Source organism: Epibacterium sp. Ofav1-8 (assembly GCF_022348185.1).
In the GTDB taxonomy this organism is placed as follows: Bacteria; Pseudomonadota; Alphaproteobacteria; order Rhodobacterales; family Rhodobacteraceae; genus Epibacterium.
In genome coordinates this window covers 38,820-55,147 of sequence record NZ_JAKRFD010000019.1, presented here as the reverse complement: position 1 = coordinate 55,147, position 16,328 = coordinate 38,820, and the positions used below count along the sequence as shown (strand labels likewise).

General features: G+C 65.4%; 13 protein-coding genes. 4 read left to right on the top strand and 9 right to left on the bottom strand.

Translation table 11 applies throughout. The annotated features are described in order from the left end of the window. On the bottom strand, window positions 1-438 hold a 438-nt coding region (locus MHM97_RS21825), incomplete at its 3' end, for an NAD-dependent epimerase/dehydratase family protein (RefSeq protein ID WP_239325614.1). 113 nt (window positions 439-551) lie between these two features. On the opposite strand from MHM97_RS21825, the gene MHM97_RS21820 reads away from it, so the two are divergent. Further along, window positions 552-1,670 carry a polysaccharide biosynthesis/export family protein gene (locus MHM97_RS21820; protein ID WP_239325611.1) on the top strand — a complete coding sequence of 373 codons (1,119 nt, stop codon included), beginning with the start codon at window positions 552-554 and terminating at the stop codon, window positions 1,668-1,670. An 18-nt stretch (window positions 1,671-1,688) separates the two neighbouring features. On the opposite strand, the gene MHM97_RS21815 is transcribed toward MHM97_RS21820, so the two are convergent. The 7 genes from MHM97_RS21815 to MHM97_RS21785 all read right to left on the bottom strand — a co-directional run bounded on the left by MHM97_RS21815 (window position 1,689) and on the right by MHM97_RS21785 (window position 11,357). Beyond that, complete coding sequence (locus tag MHM97_RS21815; protein ID WP_239325607.1) at window positions 1,689-2,729, bottom strand: DUF2793 domain-containing protein; 1,041 nt, start codon at window positions 2,727-2,729, stop codon at window positions 1,689-1,691. A 214-nt stretch (window positions 2,730-2,943) separates the two neighbouring features. Further along, window positions 2,944-3,225 (bottom strand): hypothetical protein, encoded by a 282-nt coding sequence (locus MHM97_RS21810; protein ID WP_239325618.1) that lies wholly within the window; start codon window positions 3,223-3,225, stop codon window positions 2,944-2,946. A 176-nt stretch (window positions 3,226-3,401) separates the two neighbouring features. Then, the gene (locus MHM97_RS21805; protein WP_239325603.1) at window positions 3,402-4,091 is read right to left on the bottom strand and encodes a YjbF family lipoprotein; all 690 of its coding nucleotides are present in this window, start codon (window positions 4,089-4,091) and stop codon (window positions 3,402-3,404) included. After that, window positions 4,088-6,253 (bottom strand): YjbH domain-containing protein, encoded by a 2,166-nt coding sequence (locus tag MHM97_RS21800; protein ID WP_239325600.1) that lies wholly within the window; start codon window positions 6,251-6,253, stop codon window positions 4,088-4,090. Before MHM97_RS21800 ends, MHM97_RS21805 begins: the two co-directional genes overlap by 4 nt. 133 nt (window positions 6,254-6,386) lie before the next feature. Then, window positions 6,387-8,285 carry a polysaccharide biosynthesis protein gene (locus tag MHM97_RS21795; protein ID WP_239325597.1) on the bottom strand — a complete coding sequence of 633 codons (1,899 nt, stop codon included), beginning with the start codon at window positions 8,283-8,285 and terminating at the stop codon, window positions 6,387-6,389. 479 nt (window positions 8,286-8,764) lie between these two features. Then, complete coding sequence (locus tag MHM97_RS21790) at window positions 8,765-9,874, bottom strand: ParB/RepB/Spo0J family partition protein (protein ID WP_239325593.1); 1,110 nt, start codon at window positions 9,872-9,874, stop codon at window positions 8,765-8,767. Window positions 9,875-9,947: 73 nt separating this feature from the next. After that, on the bottom strand, window positions 9,948-11,357 hold the full coding sequence (locus MHM97_RS21785; protein WP_239325591.1) for an AAA family ATPase: 1,410 nt from the start codon (window positions 11,355-11,357) through the stop codon (window positions 9,948-9,950). A 484-nt stretch (window positions 11,358-11,841) separates the two neighbouring features. On the opposite strand from MHM97_RS21785, the gene MHM97_RS21780 reads away from it, so the two are divergent. Both MHM97_RS21780 and MHM97_RS21775 read left to right on the top strand, forming a co-directional pair. Further along, on the top strand, window positions 11,842-12,846 hold the full coding sequence (locus MHM97_RS21780) for a replication initiator protein A (protein WP_239325589.1): 1,005 nt from the start codon (window positions 11,842-11,844) through the stop codon (window positions 12,844-12,846). A 204-nt stretch (window positions 12,847-13,050) separates the two neighbouring features. After that, entirely contained in the window at window positions 13,051-14,304 is a 1,254-nt protein-coding gene (locus MHM97_RS21775) for a glycosyltransferase family 4 protein (RefSeq protein WP_239325587.1), read from the top strand. A 51-nt stretch (window positions 14,305-14,355) separates the two neighbouring features. On the opposite strand, the gene MHM97_RS21770 is transcribed toward MHM97_RS21775, so the two are convergent. After that, complete coding sequence (locus MHM97_RS21770; protein ID WP_239325585.1) at window positions 14,356-15,123, bottom strand: substrate-binding periplasmic protein; 768 nt, start codon at window positions 15,121-15,123, stop codon at window positions 14,356-14,358. A gap of 224 nt (window positions 15,124-15,347) precedes the next feature. Here MHM97_RS21770 and MHM97_RS21765 point away from each other — a divergent pair, with 224 nt between their 5' ends. Continuing rightward, window positions 15,348-16,319, top strand: a complete 972-nt coding sequence (locus tag MHM97_RS21765) for a KpsF/GutQ family sugar-phosphate isomerase (RefSeq protein ID WP_239325583.1) — start codon at window positions 15,348-15,350, stop codon at window positions 16,317-16,319. Window positions 16,320-16,328: the final 9 nt, after the last annotated feature.

Genomic DNA, 16,328 nt, shown 5'->3' with positions numbered 1-16,328 from the left:
CAAAGCGCAGGCCCGCGCCTCCATCTCGGCCTTGGCCGCGCCATAGGGATTGGCCGGGGTCAGCGGGGTCTCTTCCGTCAAGGGCCCCTGCCCCGCGCCATAGACCGCCGCCGACGACACAAGCACCACCCGCGCGCCCGCCGCCGCCCCGGCCCGCACCGCCGCTTCCGCCAGCCGGGTGTTGTCCGCCAGATCGCCTCCGCGCCCCGGCACGGCTCCGGCCAGGCAGAGGATCTGCCCCGCGGCCTGTGCGGTGGACACCAACACATCCGGCTGTCCAAGCGGATCACACAGACACCACTGTGCCCCCGGTTGCCGGTGCCGCGTCTGCCAGAGCGCCGCCTCCGCCCCCCAGCGGTACCGCAGCACCCGCCCGATGCGGCCGGTGGCCCCGAGCACAAGGGGCGTTAGCAGGAATGTCACAGGCGCGCGGGTCATTGCTCTTGGATCCTGTTTGCAAGGGGGCAATCATTGACGATACTCCCCCCACCAGTATGGTGCCTGCAACATATTCACAAACGCGCCCCGACTGCCATCGGGACAAGGACTTCATGCTGAAACTCCCGCTTCTGGTTGCCGCCCTCGCCACCGCCCTTCTCCCCGCTGCCTGCGCCCGTCTGCCCGGCGGCGCCCCTGCCAGCGAGGAAATACTGGCCTCGGCCAGCGATGCGGATGCGGATTTTGCGCTCTACACGGTCAATCGGGCTTTCCTGCCCACCGTGGCGCATTGGCCGCCCACCGGCAAACAGGAAACCCTGCCCTGGATCAATGCCAGCCGGGGCCCCAAGACCCAGATCATCCGGCCAGGTGATCGTCTGTCGATGCAGATCTGGGACAACAACACCAGTTCTCTTTTGACGTCGAACGGACAGAAGATGGTGCAGTTGCAGGATGTGCGTGTGGCGGCCAACGGGTCGGTCTTCCTGCCCTATGTGGGGGATGTGAACGTCAACGGGATGACTCCGGAGCTGGCGCGCGAAAAGCTGCAACAGGAGCTGGAAAGCATCGTGCCCTCCGCCCAGCTGCAACTCGACATGACCGAGGGGCGCAACAATTCGGTCGATCTGGTCTCCGGCGTGATCACCCCCGGCACCTATCCGATGCCGGATCGGAATTATTCGGTGATGGGGCTGATCGCCGCCGGCGGCGGCATTGCCGCCGGGCTCAACAATCCGCAGATCCGCCTGATGCGCGGCGGGCGGCTTTATGGCACCTCGGTGGACAGCCTGCTCAACCATCCGCAAAAGGACACGTTGCTGCGCGGCGGCGACCGGGTCTTTGTCGAGGAGGATGCGCGCTATTTCCTCTCGTTCGGGGCCACCGGCACCGAGGATCTGCATATCTTCACCAAGGATGAGGTCTCGGCGATGGATGCGCTGTCGATCTCCGGCGGTATTCAGGACGGGCGCGCCGATCCCAAAGGGCTGCTGATCCTACGCGAATACCCGGCCTCCGCAGTGGCGCCCGGCGTCCGGGGACCGCGCCAGACAAGGGTGATCTTCACCCTGGATCTGACCTCGGCCGACGGGCTGTTCTCGGCCCGCAACTTCCAGATCAACCCCGGCGATCTGGTCATGGCCACCGAAAGCCCGATCAATGACGCGCTGACAGTTGCAAACTTGTTCGGCAATGTCTTCGGCATCTTCAGCCGTCTCGGTGTCGTCGACTGATCCGAAGCCCCCGCCGGGTCAATCCCAGCGCCCCACCGCCAGGCAGGCCACACTGTCCCCCGGCTGGGGCGCGCCGGTACTGTCAAAACTGACCGGTGTCACCGCAGTGGCGCTGCCCCCCGTGGCCGCCACCATCCGCGCGGACGCCTCCTGACTGGTCACGGTCACCAGCGGAGAGGCTGCAAAAGCCTGCGGAAAGCTCCAGCTGCTGCCGGCACTGCGCGCCGCCCAGCAGATCTGGGTGCCGTCGGCCAGCCGCAGCCAGTCGCCATCGCCATTGCTGCCCTGCTCCAGCACCGCCCCGGTCGGCCCCCCGCCCGACAGCGCCACTGTCCCCAAGAGATTGCCCGGCCCATAGCCCCAGTCCGCCCGCATCAGCCGCCCGGCGGTGGTATCGCTGGCCGAAGCCTGCACCGCCGCCCCGCTCAGGTGACCGCTGGCAGGATCGGCGCGCAGGGCTTCAGTCCAGGAGCTGCCATCCGGGCTGACCTTGAGGGAAAAGGCAGTCTCACCCGCCAGCCCCATCTCCGCATGGCCGCTCCAGCCGGACTGGAACAGCAGGCTTGCCGTATCGCTGGCGCTGGCCTTGTTGATCTTCAACTGATGGCCCGCGCCTGCATGGGTCAGCAGCGTGGCGGGACCGGCAACCGCCAGCGGGTTCTGCGCATCCGGGCTGGTGCCCACACCAAACCGGTCGCGCACCTCGGCCTCCACGGCGCTCCAGCTGCCGCCCTGTCGCACCACCAGTTGCGCGCTGTCGCGTGCCCAGGCCCGCCAGCCCTCGGCGGCATCGAAGAACAGCCAGGCGCCATCGCTCCAGGCGGCCAGCCGCCCGCCCTGCCCGGCCCAGGCGCCGACAGGGCTGGCGCCGATGGCATAGATGTCGCCCGGCCCGGGGGCCACGGGCGGCGTCTCGCGCGCCAGTTCTTCAAGCACCAGCTGCACCACCAGATCGAGCGTTTGCAGCGCGTCATTGTGAGTCACATGTTTCTGCGCCTGCGCGGGCATCAGATAGGGCAGGTCAAGACGGTCGGAACGCTGGGGCGAGGTCGGAGACATGAGGCAGGATCCTTCGGTTGCAGGCAATCTGCCCCGATCCTGCAGGTTTCCTCTGAAAACGCGCCCAACAGGGCGCACGCCCGGTTAACCGGCCCGCGGGCCCAGGCCACAGACAGAATCACATACAAAAAACGGGTCCCCGCCGGCGGGGACCCGTTTCGATTTTATTCTGCATAACAGCCTCTCGGGGAGCGACCCCGGGGCCTGCCGCAGATCAGTCGGTGGTGGTGGTGGTGGAAGTGTCGTCGTCATCGTTGGCAACGACAGCCACGACGGCCGCTGCGGCCACGGCTGCGGCGGCGATGCCCGCTGCGCCCAGACCGCCAACACCCAGGCCTGCGCCTGCTGCGGCGCCAGCACCTGCACCTGCACCTGCACCTGCTGCGCCACCGGCACCGCCGGCGCCGGAACCGCCAGCAGCAGCACCCTGCTGCTGGGCAACAACACCGGTTGCGGCCATGATGGCCAGCGCGGAAACTGCGATAATGTTCTTCATGTCTTCAAAACTCCTGTGGAGATATGGGATATCCTCGCAGGGACCCTAAGTCAGGCCCCGTTTCTTTTCAACGCCCTGCCTAGCATCAAGATCCTTGCTTTTTCGTTTTTATTTCGCCGTTGCCCAAAAAACGCGACACCCTGCGGCCATATCGGCAAGGTTTTGCCCCCCGCGGCTCAGATCACGACCTGACGCAACCGGATATAGCCCACCTCCGGCCCGGCCCATTGCCGCGACTGCCACAGACGACCACTGCGGGAATCAACCCAGTAGTCATTGACGACATGCCCGCCCTGCGGCCCGGTGCAGCGTTCCTGCACATGGCGGGTGGCATAGCGGAGCCCCACGATCTCCAGTTCATGCGCGCCAAGGTCTTTCACCTCGCAGGCCAGCCGCACCCGGTAGGAGGCACTGTCATCGCCGCGGAACTCATAGCTGCGCTGGCCCCCGCCTGCCGGTCCCCTGGGTCCCTGCCCGTCCGCCGGCACGTCGGCGGACAGCAGCGTGCCGCGCAGCCCGCGGGTGGAGATCAACAGCCCGTCGCGAAACCCGAAGGTGATATTGTCCACCGTGCGCCAGACCTCGATTCGCCCGGGCAGGTCGTCCTGGCGCGCCAGTTGCAACGTCACGTAGTCCCGCAGATCCTCCGACTCGATCACCACCTCCAGATGTGGCTCCTCGATACTGTCCAGCAGCACCCGCGTCAGGGTGGGCGGCTGCGGTTTTTCCTTGCCCCAGGGCAGCTGCTCCCGCAGCACCTGGCCGATTTCCAGCTCCAGCGGCGTGTCTTCCGGCCCGCGGGCGCAGCCGGCCAGCACGGTCAGCCCCAGCAGCGCCGCCGGGATGTGGCGCAGCAGATGTCTCATTCCCAGAACCTCGCGCGTTGTTCCTGCAGGCTCTTGCGGTGGGCGCTGCGCACCTGGCCATAAAGCCGCCCCGGCACCGACACCCGCTGCCCCCCGTCCCGCTGCACCGGACGGATGGTCAGCCCGTAGGCGTTGCGCGAGGGCTGGCCGAGCAGCCAGCCGAGCGGGATCGACAGCTTGATCCCCTTGTCAAAGGAACCCTCGCCGAAGTCCTCCGCCGAGACATTGGTCAGGGTAAAAAAGCCCCCCAGCTGCCAGCCATTATTGAAGGTCCGGGTCAGCGACACTGTGCCGCCGATGTCACCGGCCAGATAGCGGCCCGCATCCACCTGCAGCAGGTAGTTCTTCGGCAGCTCCAGATAGGCCGAGGCATGCCCCGTCAGCACGTCATAGTCACGAAAGCCGAACCGCTGGTTGAAATCGCGCTGGCGCACATAGTTCAGCTCCGCCCCCAGGCCAAGCCGGCTGTTCGGCGGCTTCCACAGGAGTTCCCCGGACAGCCCGCCATACATGCTTTCGAAATACCCCACCGAGGCGCGCGCATAGAGGTTGCGGCCCGGCGTCCAGCGCCGTTCGCCATAAAGCTGCTCCAGCGTGGTGTCGAACTGGGCGTATTCATGCTGATCGGTGCGCACCGCCGGCAGCTTCGAGTTGCCCGGACGGCCATCGGCCACATTGCCCCAGACCCGCTGCCGCAGCGCCCCTGCGAATTTCCAGCCCGGCGCCGGGCTGTAGCTGGCCTTCAGATCGACGCCGAAATCGATGCGGAACGGCACCGACGGGTCAAAATAGGACGGCGAGGTATAGGGAGTGAAGGAGGTGGAAAACGCCGGATAGAGCTCTTCCGAGACCAGGGCCTCGGAGGCAACCGGACCGGCATCCTTGACCGCGGCCACCGCCCAGATCGCATCCGCCGCCTCTGGCGAGAACTCCAGCGCCTCCAGGTCGGAGCGGCGGATCTCCACCGCAGACAGCCCCAGGCCCCCGGAGGTGGGCACGATCCGGAAGGTCTCGACCGAGGGCGGCAGGCTGCGCGCCATCGCCCGCGCCGTGCGCCCCACCGCCAGCGATTGCGACAGGTAGCGGGTGTTGCGAATGCGGGCCTCGGCGCGGGTGCCCTCCAGCGTCACGCTTTCCAGGATCAGACCGTCCTGCTGGAGCGCTTCGGCCAGGAGGTCGCGGGTCTTGACGCGGGCCGTGCGGCTGCCGGCCCAGCTCTCGGTCCACAGCGCCTCATCCTGCGCCCAGACGCTGCGGGGCACCACCGGCGTCGGCGCCGGAAGCTGCATGCGCGTGGCCGGATGGCGCGGGTTCGTCTGTATCTGGGCGGTGATGCCGAATTCCGATCCATAGAGGTAATAGGCCCCCAGGCGCAACTGCCGGCTGGCCTGGTATTCCACCCCGAAATTGAAATCCGACTTGCGCTCGAACACACTGGCCTGTTGCGTCTCCTGCACATACGCATCCGAGGAATACTCCGCCTTCACCCCCCATTTTCCATAGGTCCATTCCACCCCGGCAAAGGGCGCCACATCGCCGCGGAACCACTGGTCAGTGGACAATTCGCCGCCGGTATCCCCGGCGGTAAAGCTGCCCCGATCACCCAGCGTGGCGATGCTGCCGCTGGAGCCGAGACGCCCCCAGCCCAACCCTGCGGTGACCTTGAGCCGCCCCGGCAGCGACCGGGGGGTCAGGTGCTTTGTCGCAACCAGATACTCCCCACTGTAAATCCCCGTGCCGGCAAAATCCTGCAACCCCACCGCAACAGCAGGGCGATAGCGCCCTTCGTCCCAGAGGCGGAACCGCACATCGAAATTGCGGTCGTAGTAATCCCCGAACCCAAAGAGATTTCGGTCCTTGGTTTCGGTATAGCGAAACCCCACCATAACGCCCGGCAAGGCCTGCGCCAGCAAGTTGATCCGCGTGATACCGGCAAAACTGGCAACCGAAGGCGCAAATTGTGCATCCGGCATCATCTCGGCAGTGGGCATGTCGATCAGCCCCGGCATCCCGTAGAAATTGAGGCTCGGGGTCTCCGGCCAGGCAAAGCCCTGCGGCGTGTCGGTGTCGGCCATCAGCGGCGCCGCGAGGCCACTACCAAGCGCGAGGACCATCCAGAAAGGCGCGGCGCGCTGGGGCGTCCGGGGGCTGCGGCGTGTCACGGGCGGGGGTATCCTTGGTCCGTCATCTGTCCTGTCGTCCGGCCCGTCGGTGGCACCGGTGTTTCCTGCTTACTGCCCCAGTTGCCCGCCCCGTTCAACGGGCGGGTGCCGCTTTCTGGGCCGCTGTGGCTTTTCAGGACATCTTGCGGTCCTCCTGCGGCTGCACATAGCCCTCGACCCAGCGCGCGATCACCCGCCGCGCACCGGCGCCATCGCCCGCCGCCACCACCTGGCGCAGCGCCCGCATCAGGGCGGCCACCTCGATTTCCGACAGCACCGCCTCGCGGGCGCAGAAGATCTTGGGATGGGCGGTGGTGGTCAGTTCGGTGGAGAGCGTCAGCTCCTCCTCCATCTTCTCGCCGGGGCGCAGCCCGATGATGTCGATGGCAATATCCCCGTCGGGGTTCGCCGCATCGCGCACCTGATATCCGGCGGCCTCGATCACCTGGCGGGCCAGTTGCAGGATCGACACCGGCTCGCCCATGTCGAGCACAAAGACCTCGCCCCCCGCCGCCTCGGCTCCGGCCTGGAGCACCAGCTGCACCGCCTCGCGGATGGTCATGAAGTAGCGTTTGACCCGCGGGTCGGTGACGGTGACCGGTCCCCCCCGGGCAATCTGTTCCTGAAACAACGGGATCACCGACCCCGAGGAACCAAGCACATTTCCGAACCGCACCATGGTAAAGACCGTGCGGCCGGCAGACCCATCCCCCTGCGGCCCGGAGCGTGAGGCCAGATCCTGCACGATCAGCTCGGCCATCCGCTTAGAGGCGCCCATCACATTGGTCGGGCGCACCGCCTTGTCGGAAGAAATCAGGATGAAGCGTTCGACGCCGTATTCCGCCGCCGCCCGCGCCAGGGTCTGGGTGCCAAAGACATTGTTGGCCAGACCGGGCAGGGGGTTGGCCTCCACCAGCGGCACGTGTTTATAGGCGGCGGCATGCAGCACCACCTGCACCCGGTGCCGCTCCAGAACCCGGCGCACCTGGCGCGGATCGGTGACCGACCCCAGGACCGGCACCAGCGGAATATCCGCGTCTTCCAGCTGCTGGGAGAGTTCCTGGTGAATGGTATAAAGCGCCAGCTCCGACAGTTCATACAACACCAGCTTGCTGGGGCGGCAGGCCAGGATCTGGCGGCAGAGTTCCGAGCCGATCGATCCCCCGGCCCCGGACACCAGCACCACCCGGTCGGCATAGGACTGGGCGCAGGCCTGGAGCGGCACATCACAGGCGTCGCGGCTGAGGAACCGCTGCGGCGGCACCGGCGTCAGCTTGTCCACCAGCGCCTCCTCGCCGATCAGCTGGGCAAAGGAGGGCAGCGCCTGCACCTCCAGCCCCAGCTTCTGCATGCGCTGGATGATCTGTGTCTGTTTCGGCTGGCTCTGAGAGGGCATCGCCAGCAGCACGCGTTTGACGTCGCGCCCTTTGACCACCTCGGCGATCCGGGTCGGCGCATAGACCGGCAAACCAACCAGCGTCAGCCCCTGGAGCGATTTGTTGTCGTCGACAAAGGCGACCGGATCGATCCCATCATGGGCCTTGAGCGCCTGCGCCAGCTGGGTGCCGGTATTGCCGGCGCCATAGATCAGCACCCGCGCCCGCGGCCGCGCCCGGCGGTAGAGCGCCAGCACCATCTGCAACATCACCGCCCGCGCCGCCACCATCATCAGCAGGTAGCTGAGGCCAAAGACCACATGCACCCCCAACGGCAGTTCCGGGCCGAACAGCGCGCAGAGCCCGGCCTCGGCCGCCGCCACCACGGTGGCCAGAAGCGCGGTGAGGCTCACCGCGTGGCGTTCATAGGCGATCAGCTGCACCTGCGGCAGCCCCAGCCAATAGGACAGCCCCGCCGCCAGCAGCAGGATATAGGGCAGCACCGGCAGCATCTGCCCCAGCAGAACCAGGGGAGAGACCGGCATGTTTTGCAGCACCAGGGCAAACAGCAACGCGACCGGAAGCAGCAGCAAGTCCAGCGTCAGAAAGATCGTGGCCTTGTTCTGACGGGTCAGTCGCTCCACGAATTTCAACATGTTCGTCACCTCAAATCGCGGGCGTCCTACGCCCGTCTTCAATCGCGTTCCTGATCCAATACACGGGTCGAAATCATCACATCCCCCTCACGGTTTTATGCGCGCGCCGGCACCCGCGCCATAGGTTTCCCACGGAATAAATCCAGAAATACGATGTTTTCGCCCGTTCTGTCGTTAACGCATCCCGTTATCGGCAGAGTTGCGCCGGTACTGCCCGAGAAACAGGCACGCGCGGATGCGGCAGGGAATGGCGGGGAGGCCGCCGGGTCAGGTAGGTCAGCACCTCTTACGCATTGTTTCGCGCACGAAACAATAGGTCAGCACTACTTACCCAATGTTTCGCACGCGAAACAATAGGTCAATAAGGCTGACCTACATTGACTTCTCCTGGATCCATCGCGCCAAGCACGCCTCCAGACGCAAAACAGGCGCCCCGGAGGACGCCTGCCTGTCTCGAACAAAGAGGGCATCGCGCAGGATCAGCGTTGGGCAAACCAATCCTGCAGGGCCTGCACCATATCCGGCGTGACACCGTCACCGCGCAATTCGATCTTTCGGGTCTCTTCCGTGAAGGTCAACGTCACCCCGGGGGCTGCTTCCAGCGAAACGCGGCTTTGCGCAGGACGGGACGGGCGCGGAGGAGAGGAGGCCTCGGAGGATTGCGCAGGGGCGGACTGCGCGGGCGTCGGGGCAGAGGAGGGCAGGGGATCAGAGTCTAAATCCTCATTTAGTCTCGCATCCCAAGCCGCAATATGCCCATGCAAGACCGCCAGCTCCTCAGAGACATTCTGGCAATCCGACGCAATCAGATTGTCGGCCAACTCGCGGCCAAAGCGGGGATTCTCCTCAAGATGGCGGGCGATGGCGAGACCCAGTTTTTCGGGGATCGCGGTCGGATAGCGCAGCACATCGTCCAGCGCCTCCACCAGCGTCACAAAGCTCGCGATCTTGGAGCGTTTGGCGCGGGGGATATTCTGAAACAGCCCCAAAAGCGCCTTGCGCTGATCCGGATAGACCCCCTCTGCCAGCGCCTGCACCGCGATGCGTGCGCGTTCATAATGGCTGAGGTTCACCCGGATCTCGTTTTCCTCGACCATCGCGAGATAGGCGTCCGCCGCGCTTTCGGGGCGCACCACCAGCGCTTTGACAGTGGCGAATTTAGGGTCTGAAGTCTCTTGATAGAGTCTGCGCAGCGCCGTCAGACGCCGCCAGCCGGAGATCAGCCCATGGGTTTTCTCGCCATGGGCGTCTTCGCGTTTGACCACCTCGATCGGGGTGTGCTGACCACGGGCCCGGAGCGACTCCATGAGGCCCAGCATGTCGTCCTCACCTTGCTCGATGCGGTCGCGCACAAGGTAGGTCTCGTCAATGGCCGACAGTGGCAGCTCTTCGATCATCAGCCCCTTGGTGCGGGCCTGTTCCAATACGCTTGAGAGTTCTTCGAGCGCGGCGGAGGCAGAAGTGTCAGAGGCCACCTGCGCGATCGGAGCCGCCCCCATCGAGAGCGGGCCGGGGGCCGCGGCGGGGCTTTTGTCACTGCCGCTCAGATAGGTGGGCTGGGCCGGGGTCAGCCGTTTGCGTTTTGCCATTCTCGTCGTCCTTCCTCATCCCGCCACTCGGAGCACCAGGCCCAGAGTATCGCAGTCCCATCCTAATGCCGCCTCAGGAGGCCGCGCGCTCGGCCTGCAACGCCAGTTCCTCGCGGCGCCAGACGCCGTTGAGCAACCGCTTGAACGCCGCATAGGTTTCATCAAATGTCTCGCGCCCCCGGGCATAGGTCTCGCGGTTGAAGTCGCGGTAATCCGCCTCGTAGATGCCATTGACCTGCTCGCCCGCCTGACCGATCAGCGCGGTGTAATCCTGCCGGTGCGGCGACAGGGTCGGGCCCATATAGGCCTGCACCAGCCCCGCCAGCTCGCCCTGTTGGGCGCCGTCATAGCGGGTGATCACCGCGCGCACCGCATCCCATTCAAAGCCGATCTCGGGCCGCCCCAGGGCACGGGCGGCGAGGTTCTCGCCCTCCTCTATCGAAGCAAAGGTGGAATGCAGCATGTCAAAGAACCGCCCGGTACTGTCGAACTCCAGAAACGACGCGCCCATCGGCACCAGCAGAATGTCGGCGGCCGAAAGCCCGTTGATGGTGAGGTAGCCAAGGGCCGGGGGCGTGTCGATAAAGACCACATCGTATTGATCGAGCACCCCGTCGGCCTCCAGCCGGTCGGTGAGCGCATCCCAGAGTTTCCACGCGCGCGCCGCCATCCGCCAGACCGGGATCTGGAACTCGGCCCAATACAAATTCAGCTGCGCGCCAATCAGATCAATGTTGGGCCAATGGGTCGGCTGGATCACATCCGCCGCCGTCATCTCCATCGCGGCGGTGAGGCTCTCATCGAGGGGCTGCGGTGCGTCGCCCCGATCCAGACGGCGCTGGTTTTCCACCCGCAGATGTTCGCCATAGTGACGCGCCAGCAGCGGGAAGGCGGTCTTCCACTCATCCTCGACCTTGCCGCCAAAGATTGAGGTCATCGAGCCTTGGGAATCCAGATCGATCACCAGCACCTTGTAGCCATCCAGCGCCGCCGACATCGCCAGATGTGCGGCGGTCGAGGTCTTGCCAACGCCGCCTTTGAAGTTCGCCACCGCCACCAGTTTGGCGGCCAGCCCTTCGGGGCGGTAGGGCAGGTAGTTCTTGGCCTTTGATCCTTGCGCGGCAAAAAACGCCCGCAGCCGCAGCACCTCATCCAGAGTGAACCACTTGGCGCCGCCTTCGGTTTCCGACCGCCCCTGCGGCAGATCAGGATTGGCTTTGAGCACCCGACGAAAATGGGCCTGCGCCACCGGGATCAGATAGCGGGTGATTTCCCAGGTGGAGAACAGACGCAGGTGTTTTGCCCCTTCTTCATTGAGTCCGCGACTGGCGAGATCGGCACGCCCCCGGGCGCAGCCTTCGGCAATCTCGGCAAAGCGGGCAGTGTCGGTGGGCTGGTCCAGCTCCGCCATCGCCGCATCGGGATCAATGTTGAAATAGGGGGGCAGGGCGGTGCTTGCCTTGCTGTGGATATCCTTGGCCATCCTGCGTCATGCCTCATGTTGGAACAGAGGATGCCCTGCCCGGGTTTGCCCGGATCACCACCCTCTATGTATCGCCTTTTTCACAAGATATCAGAAAAGGCGGCAGGTGGAAGCATTATGATGACATTGCCATTATTTTCTAAGCAAATCCGACACTTGCAACAGGTGATATTGCTGGTGTCGGAGGTCTGAACAGGAGGGGTGAAAAAAACATGTCCTGTTATTATTGTGTTATTTCTAGTTAAGGCAGAGCATGGGCATCTGCAAAGTCCTTTTTTTATTGGGCTTTGGCGGTGAAATTCTGAGATGCGCGACTCTGAAACCCCGATGAAATGACTCTGAACCCCCGATCTGCTGACTCCGAACCCCCGTTGTGCGGGGCTGTGGATAACCCTAGGGTGAGTGTAATCAAAACCACGAAGGCGAATCCGGCGGCACAGCGGGACGCACATCGTGGAACAGGCAGAGCAGTGAGACTGAATACATGACCAGCGCGGTGAGCGGGGCCGGGGGCTATCCACCCGAAGGGCAGGGGGCATATTTCCTCTGTGACATCTTCGATGCGATGCCGAAGAATGATCTGGCATCGATGGAGCATCCGTTGTTTTCGCTCAGCACGCGGCCCGACCGGCGCATTCTGAACTACGAACACAACGGCGCCGAGATCACCGTGACGCCGAGCGTCAAGGGGCTGGCGACGATCCACGACAAGGACATTCTGATCTTCTGTGTGAGCCAGCTGATGGCGGCGCTCAATGCGGGCCGTCAGGTGAGCCGCACGCTGCATCTGACGGCGCATGATCTCTTGATGGCCTGCAACCGCGAAACCTCGGGCGATGCCTACCGGCGGCTGCGCGAGGCGTTTGAGCGGCTGGCGGGTACCCGGATCACCACCAATATCACCACCGGCGGACAGGAAATCACCTCGGGCTTTGGCCTCATCGAGAGCTGGGAGATTGTGCGCAAATCCCGGGGTGGGCGCATGGTCTCGGTGGCGGTGACGCTGTCGGACTGGCTGTTTCGGGCGGTGCTGTCGAAATCGGTGCTGACGCTCAGCCGCGATTATTTCCGCCTGCGCAAACCGCTGGAGCGGCGCATCTACGAGCTGGCGCGCAAGCACTGCGGACGTCAGGACAGCTGGCAGATCTCGGTGGAGACGCTCCTGAAGAAATCCGGCTCCGCCAGCCCGCGCCGGGTCTTTCGCAAGATGATCCGCGACATGATCGAGGCCCAGCCCTTGCCCGATTACGAGATGGCAGAGCTGGAGGGCGACATCATCCGCTTTGCCCAGAAGGACAAACTGCTGGAGACACCGCCGCCGGTGGTCTCCGAAGCGGCCCGCGACGAGGCGCGCCGCCTGCTGCCGGGGGCGGATGTCTACGCGCTGGAGGCTGACTGGCGCGCGGTCTGGGCCCGCTCGGGGGGGCCACGTCTGAGAAAGCCCGATGCGGCCTTCCTGGGCTGGGTGCGCAAACGGGCAGGTGCCTGAGCGGGCGGTTTTTGAGGGGCGCGCGCTGATGGCCTGGCGCCGTTGCGGAGGTTACCTTTTGGTGGGGCCCGCCGGGGGCCGCCGCCGCGCGGGAAACCACATGTCCCGGTGCGGCATGTGGTTTTCGGCTGTCTGTTGTGCAGCTAAGGTGCAAGCGCCGCAGAGCGGCCAATCGCATCGAGAGAGAGCAGGGGAGCAACGGCAATGAAACTGCTGTTTGTGCATCAGAACATGCCGGGTCAGTATCGCGAGCTGGTGAAATGGCTTGTCGCGCAGGGCGGGCATGAGCTGGTGTTCCTGAGCCAGCGGGGCGATGTGAAGATCGCGGGCGTGCGCACGGTGGTCTATGCGCCCTTCCACACGCCGGCAAAGGAGGCCTTTGGCCTGGCCCGGGACTGGGAAGCGGCGGCGGGGGCGGGCTTTGGCGCCGTGCAGGCGATGCAGAAATACGAGGCCGAGACCGGCTTTCGCCCCGACATCATCCTCGGCCATACCGGCTGGGGGGAGTTGTCCTTCTTCAAGGATCTGTGGCCGGATGTGCCGATCCTCGGCTTCTTTGAATATTACTACAATATGGAAGGCGGCATGGTCGGCTTTGACCCCGAACAGCCCGCCGGGGCCCATGCGCCCTATTTCAACCGCGCCCGCAACGTGGTGCCCTGCCTCAACCGCGAGGTGGTGGATCTGGGCCATGTGCCGACCTACTGGCAGCGCGACCGCTTTCCGGCCTCGTTCCATGACATGATGTATGTCTGCCACGATGGCATCCGGGCGGACCGGTTGCAGGCCAATCCGGATGCGCAGATCGCGCTGGGGCGTCTGGGCCATCCGCTGTCGCGCGGGGATGAGGTGGTGACCTATGTGGCCCGCAACATGGAGCGCGCGCGCGGGTTTCACATCATGATGCGGGCGCTGCCGGAGATCCAGGCCGCGCGGCCCAATGCGCGCATCCTGATGATCGGCGGCAACGAGGTCTCCTACGGGCGCGAGAGCGACCACCCCGGCGGCCTGCGCGGCGAGATGGAGGCGGAGGTCGGCGACCGCGTCGACTGGAGCCGGGTGCACTTTCTGGGCCGGGTGCCCTACGGCGATTTGTGCCGCATCATCCAGCTGTCGCGCTGCCACGTCTATCTGACCATGCCCTTTGTCCTCAGCTGGTCGCTTTTGGAGGCGATGGCGATGGAGGCCACCATCGTGGCCGCCGATGTGGCGCCGGTGCGTGAGGCGATCACCCATGGGGACACCGGCCTGCTGGTGGATTTCTTCGACCCGGAGGCGCTGGCCGCGCAGGTGGTGGAGGTGCTGGCCCGCCCGGCGGAACATGCGGAGCTGGGCGCGCGGGCCCGGGCGCGGGTGCTGCGGGATTATGATTTCCTGACCCGCTGCCTGCCGGAGCATCTGCGCCAGATCAACCGGCTGGTCAGCACCGCGCCGCCGATCCGGATCGACGCGGGCTGAGCACGCCGCCACAGGGGGCCGCGCCGCCAGGAGCAGGCCGCGCGGCCTGCTTCAGCCGTCCACGGCGGCGGCGATGATCTGGTCGATCGTCCCGTCCGCCATCATCGCCGTCAGGGCGCGGTCCATATCGGCGGCAAATCCTTCGGCCTCGGTGCCCTGCCAGCTGCCGCGAAAGCCGATCATGCTGTCTTCGACCGAGGTATCGAGCACCTGGGTGATGCCGCTGAGCCCCAGCGCTCCCATGGCGATCTGTGCGGTCAGCTGCTCCTGCACGTAGCAATCGATACGGCCGGCGGCGAGTTTCTTCAGGTTGAGATCGGTGGTCGGCGCCTCCTGAAGCGAGATCAGGCCGCTGGCGACCAGGTCAAAAAACTCCGGTCCCGGGGTGCCGAAACCGGCGTTGTTGCCGAATGTGAGCCCCTTGAAGTCCTGCGGATAGGACCAGTCGGCTTCGGCCACGCCATCGCGGCAGTAGACGGAGACGTTCTCGGTGAAAGGCGCCACCGAATAGGTGCCGATCCAGGGGCGGCTGTCGGGCTTGTGGTAGGTGCCGACCAGACCATGGGCCTGCCCGCTTTCGACCAAGTTCACGGCGCGCGACCACGGCACCGCCTCCAGAACGACGTCATAGTCGCCCTCGATACGGGTCAGGGCTTCGGTGATCACCTCCGCCCAGATGCCGGTGGGGCGTTTGCCATCCTTGGTCATATAGGGGGCATAGGCCTCGTCCTGGACCAGGCGGATGGTCTCGGCAAAGGCGGGGGCGGAAAACAGGGAGAGGGCACAGGCGGCGGTGGCCAGGAGCGTGCGACGGGACATGGGTGTTCCTTTCTGCTGCAAGGGGGCTGTCCCGGTTGGCCTAGCAGGCGCGCATTAAGGCCCGCTGAAAATTTTATGCCCAGTTTATGGTCGGGGATCGGGCCAGTTCTGTTGCCCGGGGCCGCGTTGCCGGGGCGGGCAGCACTGGTCTTTCGCCTGTGTGCCGCCTACACAGGAGCCAGATGATGCTCCTTCCTCCATCCCCAGTGCCCGGAGACCGCCACATGACTCCCCGACAGATGACCCTCGACGAGACCCTGGCCGAAATGGCCCGCGTGCTGACGGTGGAAGCGGCCGCGCTGACCCGGATGGCGGGCGACGTCGGCGACGCGCAGCTCAAGGCGATCGAGATCCTCGAGGCCATGGAAGGCCGCGTGATTGTGTCGGGCGTCGGCAAGTCCGGCCATATCGGCAACAAGATCGCCGCCACCCTGGCCTCGACGGGGACGCCGGCGCAATTTGTACATGCCACCGAGGCCAGCCACGGCGATCTCGGCATGGTGACGCCGCGCGATGTCTGCCTGGTGATCTCCAATTCCGGCGAGACGTCTGAACTGGCCGATATCGTCACCTACAGCCGCCGCTTTGCGATTCCGCTGATTGCCATCACCCGCAAGGCCGACAGCACCCTGGCCGCGCAGGCCGATGTGGTGCTGCTGCTGCCCGACGCGCCCGAGGCCTGCGGCATCGGCATGGCGCCCACCACCTCGACCACGGCGACGCTGGCGATGGGCGATGCGCTGGCGGTGGCCCTGATGAAGCGGCGCGGCTTTGAGCGCGAGGATTTCAAGGTCTTCCACCCCGGCGGCAAGCTGGGCGCGCAATTGATGCTGGTGGACGGGCTGATGCACACGGGCGAGGCCTTGCCGCTGGTGGCACCGGACACCCCGATGTCGGAGGCGCTTTTGACCATGACCGCCAAGGGCTTTGGCCTGGCCGGTCTGGTCGAGGGGGGGCGGCTGACTGGCATCATCACCGACGGCGATTTGCGCCGCAACATGGACGGGTTGATGGCGCGCACCGCGGGCGAAGTGGCCACCCGCGGCCCCAAGGTGATCCGGCGCGGCTCGCTGGCCTCCGAGGCGCTGCACGAGATGAACAGCCGCAAGATCTCGGCCTTGTTCGTGCTGGATGACGCGGACCGGGTGGCGGGGCTGCTGCACATCCACGACTGCCTGCGCGCGGGCCTGGGCTGAGCGGCGGCG

Coding starts and splice junctions, on each gene's coding strand:
- MHM97_RS21810 (WP_239325618.1), bottom strand. CDS start 3,225: ATGAAGAACATTATCGCAGTTTCCGCGCTGGCCATCATGGCCGCAACC.
- MHM97_RS21770 (WP_239325585.1), bottom strand. CDS start 15,123: ATGTCCCGTCGCACGCTCCTGGCCACCGCCGCCTGTGCCCTCTCCCTG.
- MHM97_RS21785 (WP_239325591.1), bottom strand. CDS start 11,357: ATGGCCAAGGATATCCACAGCAAGGCAAGCACCGCCCTGCCCCCCTAT.
- MHM97_RS21815 (WP_239325607.1), bottom strand. CDS start 2,729: ATGTCTCCGACCTCGCCCCAGCGTTCCGACCGTCTTGACCTGCCCTAT.
- MHM97_RS21805 (WP_239325603.1), bottom strand. CDS start 4,091: ATGAGACATCTGCTGCGCCACATCCCGGCGGCGCTGCTGGGGCTGACC.
- MHM97_RS21765 (WP_239325583.1), top strand. CDS start 15,348: ATGACTCCCCGACAGATGACCCTCGACGAGACCCTGGCCGAAATGGCC.
- MHM97_RS21820 (WP_239325611.1), top strand. CDS start 552: ATGCTGAAACTCCCGCTTCTGGTTGCCGCCCTCGCCACCGCCCTTCTC.
- MHM97_RS21780 (WP_239325589.1), top strand. CDS start 11,842: ATGACCAGCGCGGTGAGCGGGGCCGGGGGCTATCCACCCGAAGGGCAG.
- MHM97_RS21775 (WP_239325587.1), top strand. CDS start 13,051: ATGAAACTGCTGTTTGTGCATCAGAACATGCCGGGTCAGTATCGCGAG.
- MHM97_RS21795 (WP_239325597.1), bottom strand. CDS start 8,285: ATGTTGAAATTCGTGGAGCGACTGACCCGTCAGAACAAGGCCACGATC.
- MHM97_RS21790 (WP_239325593.1), bottom strand. CDS start 9,874: ATGGCAAAACGCAAACGGCTGACCCCGGCCCAGCCCACCTATCTGAGC.